The 11,956-nt window shown below is 64.4% G+C and carries 13 protein-coding genes; 4 read left to right on the top strand and 9 right to left on the bottom strand.

Annotated elements, in window-relative coordinates; translation table 11 throughout:
* Positions 1-5: 5 nt before the first annotated feature.
* Positions 6-758 carry an endonuclease III gene (gene nth, locus AC0L3U_RS11890; protein WP_473361870.1) on the bottom strand — a complete coding sequence of 251 codons (753 nt, stop codon included), beginning with the start codon at positions 756-758 and terminating at the stop codon, positions 6-8.
* Between the two features lie 22 nt (positions 759-780).
* Between nth and AC0L3U_RS11885 the strand changes: the two genes are divergently transcribed.
* Both AC0L3U_RS11885 and AC0L3U_RS11880 read left to right on the top strand, forming a co-directional pair.
* Positions 781-1,314: a DUF2244 domain-containing protein gene (locus AC0L3U_RS11885; RefSeq protein WP_456766952.1), complete on the top strand. Its 534-nt coding sequence runs from the start codon at positions 781-783 to the stop codon at positions 1,312-1,314.
* 55 nt (positions 1,315-1,369) lie between these two features.
* Positions 1,370-2,266: a methylated-DNA--[protein]-cysteine S-methyltransferase gene (locus AC0L3U_RS11880; protein WP_473361869.1), complete on the top strand. Its 897-nt coding sequence runs from the start codon at positions 1,370-1,372 to the stop codon at positions 2,264-2,266.
* 112 nt (positions 2,267-2,378) lie between these two features.
* Here AC0L3U_RS11880 and AC0L3U_RS11875 read toward each other — a convergent pair whose 3' ends face one another.
* The 8 genes from AC0L3U_RS11875 to dnaK form a co-directional block, all read right to left on the bottom strand.
* Positions 2,379-3,002, bottom strand: a complete 624-nt coding sequence (locus AC0L3U_RS11875) for a 2,3-bisphosphoglycerate-dependent phosphoglycerate mutase (protein ID WP_473361868.1) — start codon at positions 3,000-3,002, stop codon at positions 2,379-2,381.
* Between the two features lie 19 nt (positions 3,003-3,021).
* Positions 3,022-3,837, bottom strand: a complete 816-nt coding sequence (gene dapB / locus AC0L3U_RS11870) for a 4-hydroxy-tetrahydrodipicolinate reductase (RefSeq protein WP_473361867.1) — start codon at positions 3,835-3,837, stop codon at positions 3,022-3,024.
* A gap of 171 nt (positions 3,838-4,008) precedes the next feature.
* Positions 4,009-4,320 (bottom strand): DUF1330 domain-containing protein, encoded by a 312-nt coding sequence (locus AC0L3U_RS11865; RefSeq protein WP_473361866.1) that lies wholly within the window; start codon positions 4,318-4,320, stop codon positions 4,009-4,011.
* 23 nt (positions 4,321-4,343) lie between these two features.
* Positions 4,344-5,054 carry an orotidine-5'-phosphate decarboxylase gene (pyrF, locus tag AC0L3U_RS11860; RefSeq protein ID WP_473361865.1) on the bottom strand — a complete coding sequence of 237 codons (711 nt, stop codon included), beginning with the start codon at positions 5,052-5,054 and terminating at the stop codon, positions 4,344-4,346.
* A gap of 6 nt (positions 5,055-5,060) precedes the next feature.
* Complete coding sequence (locus AC0L3U_RS11855; RefSeq protein WP_007604013.1) at positions 5,061-5,639, bottom strand: NADPH-dependent FMN reductase; 579 nt, start codon at positions 5,637-5,639, stop codon at positions 5,061-5,063.
* 57 nt (positions 5,640-5,696) lie between these two features.
* Positions 5,697-6,296 (bottom strand): class I SAM-dependent methyltransferase, encoded by a 600-nt coding sequence (locus AC0L3U_RS11850; protein WP_007598495.1) that lies wholly within the window; start codon positions 6,294-6,296, stop codon positions 5,697-5,699.
* 88 nt (positions 6,297-6,384) lie between these two features.
* On the bottom strand, positions 6,385-7,521 hold the full coding sequence (gene dnaJ, locus AC0L3U_RS11845) for a molecular chaperone DnaJ (RefSeq protein WP_456766948.1): 1,137 nt from the start codon (positions 7,519-7,521) through the stop codon (positions 6,385-6,387).
* Positions 7,522-7,811: 290 nt separating this feature from the next.
* Positions 7,812-9,713 (bottom strand): molecular chaperone DnaK, encoded by a 1,902-nt coding sequence (gene dnaK, locus AC0L3U_RS11840; protein WP_027566215.1) that lies wholly within the window; start codon positions 9,711-9,713, stop codon positions 7,812-7,814.
* A 395-nt stretch (positions 9,714-10,108) separates the two neighbouring features.
* On the opposite strand from dnaK, the gene AC0L3U_RS11835 reads away from it, so the two are divergent.
* Together AC0L3U_RS11835 and pncA are read left to right on the top strand one after the other, a co-directional pair.
* Complete coding sequence (locus tag AC0L3U_RS11835) at positions 10,109-11,050, top strand: hypothetical protein (protein ID WP_473361864.1); 942 nt, start codon at positions 10,109-10,111, stop codon at positions 11,048-11,050.
* A gap of 125 nt (positions 11,051-11,175) precedes the next feature.
* Positions 11,176-11,898: a bifunctional nicotinamidase/pyrazinamidase gene (gene pncA / locus AC0L3U_RS11830; RefSeq protein WP_473361958.1), complete on the top strand. Its 723-nt coding sequence runs from the start codon at positions 11,176-11,178 to the stop codon at positions 11,896-11,898.
* The last annotated feature ends 58 nt before the right edge of the window (positions 11,899-11,956 follow it).

Here is an 11,956-nt window from a genome sequence, read left to right as displayed (position 1 = left end):
TATTTTCAGACCGTCTTTTCCGGCCACCGGCAGAGATCGTTGATCAGGCATACCTCGCAGCGCGGCTTGCGCGCGATGCAAGTATAGCGGCCATGCAGGATCAGCCAATGATGGGCATGCAGCATGAACTCGGCCGGGATCACCTTTTCGAGACCGAGCTCGACCTCCAGCGGCGTCTTGCCGGGCGCAAGTCCGGTCCGGTTGCCGACGCGGAAGACATGCGTGTCGACCGCCATGGTGTGCTCGCCGAAGGCCATGTTGAGCACGACGTTAGCGGTCTTGCGACCGGCGCCGGGCAACGACTCGAGCCCCGCGCGCGTGCGCGGCACCTCGCCGCCGAACTCGCTGAGCAGCTTCGCCGACAGCGCGATCACGTTCTTCGCTTTGGTGCGGTAGAGGCCGATGGTCTTGATGTACTCGCGCAGGCGTTCCTCGCCGAGGTCGAGCATCTTCTGGGGCGTGTCGGCGATCGCAAACAACGCACGCGTCGCCTTATTGACCCCAGCATCGGTCGCCTGCGCCGACAGCACCACGGCGACCAGCAGCGTAAAGGGATTGACGTGCTCGAGCTCGCCTTTCGGCTCCGGGTTGGCCTTGCGGAAACGGCTGAAGGCTTCGTGGACCTCGGGCGGCGTCCAGGGCTTCATGGCCTTAAGCGATTTCTTCGCGGGTCCCTTCGGTTTGGCCGCGACCGGCTTTGCCTTTTTCTTCGGCACGGACGTTTTACGCGGGACCGGCTTGCGGGTGATTTTCGCCATGATCGGGATATACTGAGGGACGATGAGCACAGGCAACGAAATTGAGCGCGAACGATCCGGAAGCGAGGCTGAGCCTCAGATCTTTTCCGCGCGCCTGACGCCGCACCGCTCGCTGAACCGCACCGGCTTCCTCGCCGTGATGCTGTTCCTGAGCGTCGTCAGCTTCGTCACCGGCCTCGTCTTCCTGATGATGGGGGCGTGGCCGGTGTTCGGCTTCTTCGGGCTGGACGTGCTGGTGATCTGGTGGGCCTTCAAAGCCAATTTCCGCGCGGCGCGGGCCAGCGAGGAGATCGTGGTCACGCCATCTGAATTGCGCGTGCGGCGCGTCAGCCAGCACGGCCAGGTGGTCGAGTGGACCTTCAACCCGCTCTGGGTCCGTCTCGACATGGAAATCGACGAGGATTTTGGCATCGAGCACCTCTATCTGATTTCGCGAGGTCACCAGATCCAGATCGCTCGCTTCCTGGGACCGGACGAAAAGGCAAGTTTTTACAAAGGTTTGGTTGAGGCATTAAATGCTGCCCGGCGCGGGCCGACCTACAATCCGGTCACCTGACCGCGGATCGGAAATCGGGTGGTTTCGAAGCCTGCCCTCTCCTACATTTCCAATCATGATGACACTCGCGATACATGACCAGCGCCTGGCCGGGCCGGGCTCCCAGAACGCCGCGTCGCGCGACTATGATTCCGTGCGCCGGGCGATCGCCTTCATTTCGGAAAACTGGCGCGCACAGCCGACCATCGAGGCGATGGCGGATGCGGCCGGCGTCACGCCGGACGAGCTGCACCATTTGTTCCGCCGCTGGGCCTCGATCACGCCGAAGGCCTTCATGCAGGCGCTCACGCTCGATCACGCCAAGGGCCTGCTGCGGGATTCCGCGAGCATCCTCGACGCCGCGCTCGACTCCGGGCTTTCGGGTCCGGGCCGGCTGCATGATCTCTTCGTCACGCATGAGGCGATGTCACCGGGCGAGTGGAAGAACGGCGGCGCGGGGCTGATCCTGCGCTACGGCTTCCATCACTCGCCGTTCGGCACCGCGATCGTGATCGCGACCGATCGCGGGTTGTCGGGACTCGCTTTCGCCGATCCCGGTGAGGAACAGGTGGCGCTTGCCGACATGACACGGCGGTGGCGGAACGCAACATATGTCGAGGATCACGAAGGCACCGCACCGCTGGCGCAGCGCATCTTCGACACGAAACTGTGGCGGCCGGACCAGCCGCTGCGCGTGGTGATGATCGGCACCGATTTCGAGGTGCGAGTGTGGGAGACGCTGCTGAAGATCCCGATGGGCCGCGCGGTGTCCTATTCGGACATCGCCTGCAACATCAACAGCCCGAAAGCCTCACGCGCCGTCGGCGCCGCCGTCGGCAAGAACCCGGTGTCGTTCGTCGTGCCCTGCCACCGCGCGCTCGGCAAGAGCGGCACGCTCACCGGCTACCACTGGGGCATCACCCGCAAGCAGGCGATGCTGGGCTGGGAGGCCGGGCAGCTGGGGATGCAGTAGACGAGCTGCCGTAGGGGGGTTAGCCGAAGGCGTAACCCACCTCTTCCGTCCCCGCGGAAATTAAAGTGGTGGGTTACGCTCCGCTAACCCACCCTACGAATTGCGCGATCGCTCAGCCCGCCAGATCCAGCTTCGAGGCCACCGTCGAATCCGAATTGAGGCGGTAGATGATCGGCACGCCGGTGGCGAGCTCGCGCTTCAAAATGCCTTCGGGCGAGAGCTTTTCCAGCACCATGATCAGCGCGCGCAGGGAGTTGCCATGGGCGGCGACCAGCGTGCGCTTGCCGTTGAGCACGCCGGGCAGGATCTCCTGCACGTAATACGGCAGTGCGCGCGCCAGCGTATCCTTCAGGCTTTCGCCGCCGGGCGGCGGCACGTCGTAGGAGCGGCGCCAGATCAGCACCTGGTCTTCGCCCCATTTCTTGCGGGCGTCGTCCTTGTTGAGGCCGGAGAGATCGCCATAGTCGCGCTCGTTCAGCGCGAGGTTCTTCGTCGTCGGCAGGCCCTTCTGGTCGAGCTCGCCGAGAATGAGGTCGAGCGTGTGCTGTGCGCGCGTCAACACCGAGGTGTAGGCGACGTCGAACACGAGGCCTTGCGCCTTCAGCTTGCGGCCGGCTTCCGAGGCTTCCTTCACGCCGAGCTCGGTGAGGTCAGGGTCCTTCCAGCCCGTGAACAGGTTCTTCAGATTCCATTCGCTCTGACCGTGCCGCACCAGCACGAGAAGACGTTCGCTCATTGACTGCTTTCCGTTTCGTTCAAATGTCAGACAGGCCGAGCACGTCGGCCATGGAGTAGTGCCCCGGCTTCTTGCCATGCGCCCAGAGTGCGGCCTTCAGCGCGCCGTGGGCGAACAGCATGCGATCCTCCGCGTGATGCGACAGCGTCAGCCGCTCGAACGCGCCGAGGAAGCTCACGCTGTGATCGCCGGCCGCGGTGCCGCCGCGCAGCGACGCAAAGCCGATGTCGCCGGGCTTGCGCGCGCCAGTGATGCCATCGCGACCGCGGTCTGCATGCTCGTCGAGCGCGATGCCACGGCCGCTAGCTGCCGCCTGGCCCAGCATCAGTGCCGTGCCCGAGGGCGCGTCGATCTTCATGCGGTGATGGGTTTCGACGATCTCGATGTCGAAGCTCTCGTCGAGCGCCTTGGCGACGCGCTTGACCAGTGCGGCGAGCAGATTGACACCCAGGCTCATATTGCCGGACTGCACCACGACGGCGCGGTTGATGACGCTCTTGATCACGGCGTTGTCGGAGCCCGACAGGCCGGTCGTTCCGACCACGTGCACCAGGCCGCGTTCGGCGGCGATCGCGACATTGGCGAGGGTCGCCGCGGGTACGGTGAAATCCAGAATGCCGTCGGCGTCCTTCGACAACGCCCAGAGATCGCCGGAGAGTTTGACGCCATTGGCCGGCAGGCCTGCGAGCACGCCGGCATCCTTGCCGAGCAGCTCCGATCCCGGCGCCTCCAGCGCGCCGGCCAGCACCGCGCCTTTGCTCTCGGCAATCGCCCGCGTCAGCGCCCGGCCCATCCGGCCGCCGGCTCCAGCAACAATCAAGCGCATGTCGGACATGGTGCGATCCTCTCACGGTCGTTGTAGCGGGGGGAGGCAGTTCCGGCAACCGAGGGGCAGACGCCACCGTCATGCCCGGGCTTGTCTCGGGCATCCTCGAACGGCCACGCATATGAGCGTGAAGACGTGGATGGCCGGGTCAGGCCCGGCCATGACGGAGCTGAGCGCGCCTCAGCCGTCTGACGGCTGCGGGCCGTCATAGCCCTCGATGATGATGAGGTCGGCGACGGAGTGCGGCTGGCGCACCTTGATGTTGGCCTGGTATTCCGGCGAGTTGTAGCAGGCGATCGCGGTCTCGTAGTCCGGGAATTCGATCACGACGTTGCGGGTGCGGCTGGCACCTTCGACGGTGGTGAACTTGCCGGCGCGGACGATGAAGCGGCCACCCCATTTCTTGAAGATCGGACCATTGGCGACGGCATAGGGCTTGTAGCCCTCGTCACTGCTCACGTCGACACGTCCGATCCAGTAGCCTTTTGCCATTGTTCTTCTCCCTGTGTTGTTGATTAGCCAAGCACTTGCGCGATCTCAGCCTGGATGGCCTCGGCGATCGCCTTGGGGTCCGTGGCTTCCACCACCGGCCGACCGACGACGAGATAATCCGCGCCGGCCGCAATCGCGCGGCCCGGCGTCATGATGCGCTTCTGGTCGCCGCTCGCCGCGCCCGCCGGCCGGATGCCGGGGGTGACGAGGCTCATCTGGTGGCCGACGATCTTGCGCAAGGCTCCGACTTCCTCGGGCGACGATACCAGCCCGTCGATGCCGAGCACCTGCGCCTGCTGCGCGCGCGCTTCGACGAGCTCGGAGACGCCGAGCCGGAAGCCTGCCGCGTGCAGATCGTCCTCGTTGTAGGACGTCAGAACAGTGACGGCGAGGATCTTCAGATTCGAGCTGCCGCGACCTTCGACGGCACCCTTCATGGTCTGCGGATAAGCGTGCACCGTGAGGAAGGTCGCGCCGAGCCTTGTGATGCTGTCGACGCCCTGCGCCACGGTGTTGCCGATGTCGTGCAGCTTGAGATCGAGAAAGACCTTCTTGCCCTTGTCGGCGAGCTTGCCGACCAGCGGCAAGCCGCCGGCATAAGCCAGCCGATAGCCGATCTTGTAGAAGGTGACGCTGTCGCCGAGCCGGTTGACCATCGCTTCTGCGGCATCAACGCCGGGCAGATCGAGCGCGACGATCAGGCGGTCTTTCGGGGCAATCTCGGCTGGCGTCATGTCACCTCACATCATGCGTTGGGAAATGTCGATCAACTGCCGCACCAGTTCCTTCAACGCGGCGATATCGCCCTCGTGCTTCAGCCTGTCCATATCGTCATAGGCCTGGTCGGCAAAGGCGAGCGTCAGCTGGCTGGCAATCACATTGGCGTGGCAGGAGGTCAGGATCAGCCGCAACGCCTGCAGCGCGCGAGCCGCGCCAAGCCGGCTCTGCGAGGCGCCGGCGAGCGCGAAGACGCGGTTGCGGAACACCTCGCCGCGCGGCTCGTGCAGCTCATGCACGCGACTGACCCAGTCGATCGCGTTCTTCAGCAGCGGCGGCACCGAGGCGTTGTATTCGGGCGAGACGATCAGCACGCCGTGATGCGCGCCGATCATGCGCTTGAGATTGATCGCGTGCTTGGGCACACCGGACTTGGCCTGCAGGTCGCCGTCATAGATCGGCAGCGGAAAATCGGCGAGCGAGATGCGGGTGACATCGACGCCGGCCTGGTCGAATGCATAGGCGGCGACCGCTGCCAGCTTCGCATTGTGCGAGCCGGTACGCAGTGAGCCGGGAATGATCAGGATTTTCGGTGCGGACATCCGCTTCCATGCGTTCGGCGAAACGAGCCCGCCACGCAAACAGGAATGCCGGCGGATTTAGTCCTTGCGATACACCCAGACGCGGGCCGGCGGAAGGTTCATCCAGATCCGTTCCGAGGCCTCTGTGGACACGCCGGGCAGCGATTTCGGAATCGGCGGCACCACCGCATAGGTGAACTGGACGAAGGGCGCACCGGGCGCCAGCGCCGTGAAGGCGTCGCGGATGAGCCGCAGCCGCGTCAGCATCGGTTTTGTGACCAGCGGCAGGCCGGAGACGACCGCGGAGGCCGGCGCGCTCAGCACGTTCCAGAGCGTGTCGCGCAGGCGATAGGCATCGCCCTGCACCACCTTGGCCTGCGGGTAGCGATCGCGCAGCAGGGCGCAGAAGCCAGGATTGTATTCGACGAGGACGAGACGTTTCTGGTCGACGCCACGCTCGACCAGGGCCGAGGTGATGGCGCCGGTGCCGGGCCCGAGCTCGACCACCGGTGCGTCCGAATTGACGTCGACGTAATGGGCCATGGTCCGGGCGAGCAGCTTGCCCGACGGCATCACCGCGCCCATGTGGAGGGGCTTTTCAATCCATGACCGGAGAAAACGCACCTCGTCATCGAGACGGGGCTTCTTCAACGCACGCGCGGACGATGGCAATGGCATGTCGGGACCGGCCGGGACCGCGTGACCGCGGCGTGTCAGAAAATGGTCATAAAGACGTATAGGCCGAAGGCGGCACGGTCAAGACGCGTCAACTTGCCCGATTACCGAAGAAATCCTTGACCTTGGTGAAGAAACCCTCGGATTCCGGCTGGGTGTTGCCGGAGGAGAGTTTTTCGAACTCGGCCAGCAATTCCTGCTGCTTCTTGGTGAGATTTTGCGGGGTCTCGACCACGACCTGAACATACATGTCGCCCATCTGGCGCGAGCGCAGCACCGGCATGCCTTTTGATGCGATGCGGAATCGGCGGCTGGACTGGGTCCCCGCGGGGACCTTCACCTTGGTCTTGCCCTTCTCGATGGTCGGCACCTCGAACTCGCCGCCAAGCGCCGCCGTCACCATCGAGATCGGCACACGACAATGCAGATCGGCGCCGTCGCGCTGGAAGAACTGGTGCTGGGCCAGCGACAGGAAGATGTAGAGGTCGCCGGGCGGGCCGCCGCGGACCCCGGCCTCGCCCTCACCGGCGAGCCTGATCCTGGTGCCGTCCTCGACTCCAGGGGGAATGTTGACCGACAGATTCCGCTCGCGGGTGACACGCCCCTGACCCGAGCAGGACGGGCAGGCGTCCTCGATCATCTGGCCGCGCCCTTGGCAGCCCGGGCAGGTGCGCTCCAGCGTGAAGAAGCCCTGCGACTGCCGTACGCGTCCGGCGCCGCCGCAGGTCGAGCAGGTCTTCGGCTTGGTGCCGGCCTTGGCCCCGATGCCCGAACAGGCTTCGCAGGTGACCGAGACCGGGATCTCGATCTGCGCGGTCTTGCCGCCAAAAGCTTCCTCGAGCGTGATTTCCATGTTGTAGCGCAGGTCGGCGCCGCGCTCGCGGCCGCCACGGCCGCCGCGCTGTCCGGCCATGCCGAACAGATCTTCGAAAATGTCGGAAAAAGAGGAGGCGAAGCCCGCGCCGAAACCGGGGCCGCCACCGCCGCCGCCCTGCTCGAAGGCGGCATGGCCGTAACGGTCATAGGCGGCGCGCTTGTCCTTGTCTTTCAGGACCTCGTAGGCCTCGTTGATTTCCTTGAATTTGACTTCGCTGGTGTCGTCCCCGGGATTGCGGTCGGGGTGAAACTTCATCGCCAGCTTGCGGAACGACGATTTCAGGACGGAATCGTCGGCATCGCGTTCGACTTCGAGGGTTTCGTAATAGCAGCGCTTGGTGGACGTGGACATGATGAGCTCGGTCTATCCGATCGCGATTCAAGTCGGAGCGAAGCAACGTCGCCATGCAACGATATAGGCAGCCTTCCGCCTCGCGGCAGAGGATTGCACGGCAGCATTCAGAATAACGGCTGGGAATTGATCGATCGTAACGAGGCCGACTTTAACAGAGCCGACTTTAACAGAGCCGACTTTCAAAGACTCTTGCCCCGTCGTGCCCGACACGATGGCCTCCCCCGCGAGGGAGGAGGCCGTTGGCGCGTGTGGGGTCCAAGCCGTCCGCATCATCACCCTCGCGGGCTTCAGGCGGACTTCTTGTTGTTCTTGTCGTCGTCGACTTCGGTGAACTCCGCGTCGACGACGTCGTCCTTGGCCGCATCCTTCTTGGCGTCGGCCTCGGCCTGCTGCTTGTACATGGCCTCGCCGAGCTTCATCGACGCCTGGGCCAGCGTTTGGGTCTTGGCCTTGATGGCTTCGGCATCGTCGCCCTTCAGCGCTTCCTTGAGGTCGCTGACGGCATCCTCGATCGCGCGGCGCTCGGTCTCCGCGACCTTCGAACCGTGCTCGGCCAGTGCCTTCTCGGTCGAATGCACCAGTCCATCCGCGTCGTTCTTGGCAGTCACGGCCTCGCGGCGCTTCTTGTCCGCCTCGGCATTGGCCTCGGCGTCCTTGACCATCTTCTCGATGTCGGCTTCCGACAGACCGCCGGAGGCCTGGATGCGGATCTGCTGCTCCTTGGACGTAGCCTTGTCCTTGGCCGAGACGTTGACGATGCCGTTGGCGTCGATGTCGAAGGTCACCTCGATCTGCGGCATGCCGCGCGGGGCCGGCGGAATGCCCATCAGGTCGAACTGACCGAGCATCTTGTTGTCGGCCGCCATTTCACGCTCGCCCTGGAAGACGCGGATGGTGACCGCGTTCTGGCTGTCCTCGGCGGTCGAGAACACCTGGCTCTTCTTGGTCGGGATCGTGGTGTTGCGGTCGATGATGCGGGTGAACACGCCGCCCAGCGTCTCGATGCCCAGCGACAGCGGGGTCACGTCGAGCAGCAGCACGTCCTTGACGTCGCCCTGAAGCACGCCGGCCTGGATCGCGGCGCCGATCGCCACGACTTCGTCCGGGTTGACGCCCTTGTGCGGCTCCTTGCCGAACAGCTGCTTCACGACTTCCTGGACCTTCGGCATGCGCGACATGCCGCCGACCAGCACCACTTCGCCAATCTCGGCGGCGGTGAGGCCGGCATCCTTCAGCGCCTTGCGGCAGGGCTCGACGGTCTTCTGGACGAGGTCATCGACCAGCGCCTCGAACTTGGCGCGGGTGAGCTTCATCGTCAGATGCTTCGGGCCGGTCTGGTCCGCGGTGATGAAGGGCAGGTTGATCTCGGTCTGCGTCGTCGACGACAGCTCGATCTTGGCCTTTTCAGCAGCCTCCTTCAGGCGCTGCAACGCAAGCTTGTCGTTGCGCAGGTTGATGCCCTGCTCCTTCTGGAATTCGTCGGCCAGATAGCCGACCAGGCGCATGTCGAAGTCTTCGCCGCCGAGGAAGGTGTCGCCGTTGGTCGACTTCACCTCGAACACGCCGTCGCCGATTTCGAGAATCGAGATATCGAACGTGCCGCCGCCGAGATCGTACACGGCGATCGTGCCGGTCTTGGTCTTGTCGAGGCCATAGGCGAGCGCGGCCGCGGTCGGCTCGTTGATGATGCGCAGCACTTCAAGGCCCGCGATCTTGCCGGCGTCCTTGGTCGCCTGGCGCTGGGCGTCGTTGAAGTAGGCGGGCACGGTGATGACGGCCTGGTCGACCTTCTGGCCCAGATGGGCTTCCGCGGTCTCCTTCATCTTCTGCAAGATGAACGCCGAGACCTGCGAGGGCGAGTAGGTCTGGCCGTCGGCCTCGACCCAGGCGTCGCCGTTGGAAGCCTTCACGATCTTGTACGGAACGAGCTTCTTGTCCTTCTCGACCATCGGGTCGTCGTAGCGGCGGCCGATCAGGCGCTTCACTGCGAAGAACGTGCGCTCGGGATTGGTGACGGCCTGACGCTTGGCCGGCTGGCCGACGAGGCGCTCACCGTCGTCCGTCACGGCGACGATCGAAGGCGTCGTGCGCATGCCTTCGGAATTCTCGATGACTTTGGCGTTCTTGCCATCCATTACGGCGACGCACGAATTCGTGGTGCCGAGGTCGATCCCGATGACCTTTCCCATGGTCCTGTATCCTTGTTTTTGCGGCAGGCTGGCTGGGCCCAGAAGGCACCCGAACCGAAACCCCCTAAGATCAAACATTCGCGATATTGCGATGGTTGGGGGTCATATAGGAGGGGGGGAGGTGCCCGCAAGGACCGAACGCAAGTTTCGGCCGTGAAAACATTGGGTTTTGGAAGAACATATCCGGGCTGCACCGCCCTTGCAGGTGAGGAATTATTAACAGGTGCCGCGATCGGCCGGCATCCGCTACCGCATTCCGCCCCGGCCTGTTGCGGCAAGTCCAAACCCGCTAAAAGGCGGGCGGCCGGCCGGGCTCGTCATCGGGCTGCCTCGCGCGACAAAGCGGCAGGCTGGCCACCATCGAACGGCCTCAATGTGAACCAATCAGAGTGCCCATGAAGCTGATCCGCCCCCTTGCTGCGCTCGCCCTCCTCGTTGCCTCTGCGCTTCCGGCTCTGGCTGCCGACGCCGTTTTCCCACCCGGCTTGCGCCTCGGCATGGTGCCATTGGTCGGTCTCAACACGGCCAAGACCTTTCCCGGCTTCGAGAGCGAGGACGGCAACGTCAAGGTGCTGATCACAGAACTGCCGCCGGCGGCCTATGGCGAGGTCGTGAGCGCCTTCAACTCCAATCCGGCCGGAGCCAACGGCGTCAAGCAGGACAAGATCGAGACGCTCGCGGGTCTTGCCTATTTCACCACCGAGAGCGGCAAGGCCGGCGAAACCCCGGTTCGACGCTATTCGATGATCGTGCCGGGGGCCGGCTTCTCCGGCTATGTCGCGGTGCAGATTCCGGAGAATGCGAGCAAGATCTACACCGACGAGGCGGTGCGGCAGATGTTTGCGAGCGTCGTCACCCGCAAGCAGGTCTCGGCCGAAGAGCAGATCGCGCTGATGCCGTTCAAGATCACCGATCTCGCCGACTTCAAGGACGTTCGCACGCTGGCGCCGGGCTCGAGCATCATCCTGGCCGACGGCGACGAGAGCTCCGGCTATGAATCGAAGCCGTTCATCATCCTCGGCGTGATTGGCGCCACCCCGCAAGCCGCCGACGACCGCGCCCGCTTCGCCCAGGAGGCGGCGCTCCAGATTCCCGGCGTGCGCGAGTCGCGCGTCACCATGTCCGAGCCGATCCGCATCAGCGGCCAGCAGGGTTTCGAGACCCGGATCGACGGCGTCAGCGGCAAGGACAAGACGCCGGTGACCGTCGTGCAGTGGATCCGCTTCAGCAGCGGCGGCGCCTCGCTGCGCATCATCGCCAGCGCCCCGCGCGAGCAATGGCCGGCCGCCTTCACCCGCTTCCGCGCAGTCCGCGACGGCATCCAGCCGAAAGGCTAGTCCGACATTCATCCGGTCAGCAGCCCAACCACTCACCAAAGCCGGCTGCATTTTCGGGCTTCTGTTCGTATACGAACGGAACTAGGCTCCCCTTCCGTTGAGTTCATCCTGGAGGGAGGCGAATGATGCTGGATCGGCGACAAGTCTTGGCGGCGCTCGGGACGAGCGCGCTCGTGGCGCTCGCGCCAACCGCGATTCTGGCGGCCACATCGATCAAGCCGGACGATGCATCCGCGCTGCTCGTGATCGACGTGCAGAATTGCTTCCTTCCCGGCGGCAGCCTTGCCGTGAAGGAAGGCGAGCAGGTGGTGCCCGTCATCAACAAGATCTCGAAAGCGTTTTCGAACGTGGTGATGACGCAAGACTGGCACACGCAAGGCCATGTTTCCTTTGCGTCGGTCCACGCCGGCAAGAAGCCGTTCGAGACTATCGATCTTCCCTACGGCAAGCAGGTGCTGTGGCCCGACCATTGCGTGCAGGGCACCGATGGCGCCGCGCTGTCGAAAGACCTTGCGATCCCGCACGCCGAGCTCATCATCCGCAAGGGTTTTCACAAGGACGTCGACAGCTATTCGGCCTTCCTCGAAGCCGACGGCAAGACCTCGACCGGCCTTGCCGGCTATCTGAAGGGGCGCAAGATCAAGCGCGTCTTCGTCGCGGGGCTGGCGACGGATTTCTGCGTGGCCTGGACCGCGCTCGACGCGCGCAAGGCGGGCTTCGAGGTCTATGTGGTGGAAGACGCCTGCCGCGGCATCGACAATCAAGGCTCGCTCGCAAAAGCCTGGGCCGATATGGCCAAGGCCGGCGTGAAGCGGATTCAGTCTGCCGATATCGCGGCGAGCGCGTAGGCCCGGTCAAAAAACTGCAAGACTCTCATCCTGAGGAGCGCGCATTTTCGCGCGCGTC

It is taken from the genome of Bradyrhizobium sp. Kon69 (assembly GCF_055807515.1).
This window is presented reverse-complemented; position numbering and strand designations above follow the sequence as displayed.

Coding starts and splice junctions, on each gene's coding strand:
- nth (WP_473361870.1), bottom strand. CDS start 758: ATGGCGAAAATCACCCGCAAGCCGGTCCCGCGTAAAACGTCCGTGCCG.
- AC0L3U_RS11885 (WP_456766952.1), top strand. CDS start 781: ATGAGCACAGGCAACGAAATTGAGCGCGAACGATCCGGAAGCGAGGCT.
- AC0L3U_RS11880 (WP_473361869.1), top strand. CDS start 1,370: ATGATGACACTCGCGATACATGACCAGCGCCTGGCCGGGCCGGGCTCC.
- AC0L3U_RS11875 (WP_473361868.1), bottom strand. CDS start 3,002: ATGAGCGAACGTCTTCTCGTGCTGGTGCGGCACGGTCAGAGCGAATGG.
- dapB (WP_473361867.1), bottom strand. CDS start 3,837: ATGTCCGACATGCGCTTGATTGTTGCTGGAGCCGGCGGCCGGATGGGC.
- AC0L3U_RS11865 (WP_473361866.1), bottom strand. CDS start 4,320: ATGGCAAAAGGCTACTGGATCGGACGTGTCGACGTGAGCAGTGACGAG.
- pyrF (WP_473361865.1), bottom strand. CDS start 5,054: ATGACGCCAGCCGAGATTGCCCCGAAAGACCGCCTGATCGTCGCGCTC.
- AC0L3U_RS11855 (WP_007604013.1), bottom strand. CDS start 5,639: ATGTCCGCACCGAAAATCCTGATCATTCCCGGCTCACTGCGTACCGGC.
- AC0L3U_RS11850 (WP_007598495.1), bottom strand. CDS start 6,296: ATGCCATTGCCATCGTCCGCGCGTGCGTTGAAGAAGCCCCGTCTCGAT.
- dnaJ (WP_456766948.1), bottom strand. CDS start 7,521: ATGTCCACGTCCACCAAGCGCTGCTATTACGAAACCCTCGAAGTCGAA.
- dnaK (WP_027566215.1), bottom strand. CDS start 9,713: ATGGGAAAGGTCATCGGGATCGACCTCGGCACCACGAATTCGTGCGTC.
- AC0L3U_RS11835 (WP_473361864.1), top strand. CDS start 10,109: ATGAAGCTGATCCGCCCCCTTGCTGCGCTCGCCCTCCTCGTTGCCTCT.
- pncA (WP_473361958.1), top strand. CDS start 11,176: ATGCTGGATCGGCGACAAGTCTTGGCGGCGCTCGGGACGAGCGCGCTC.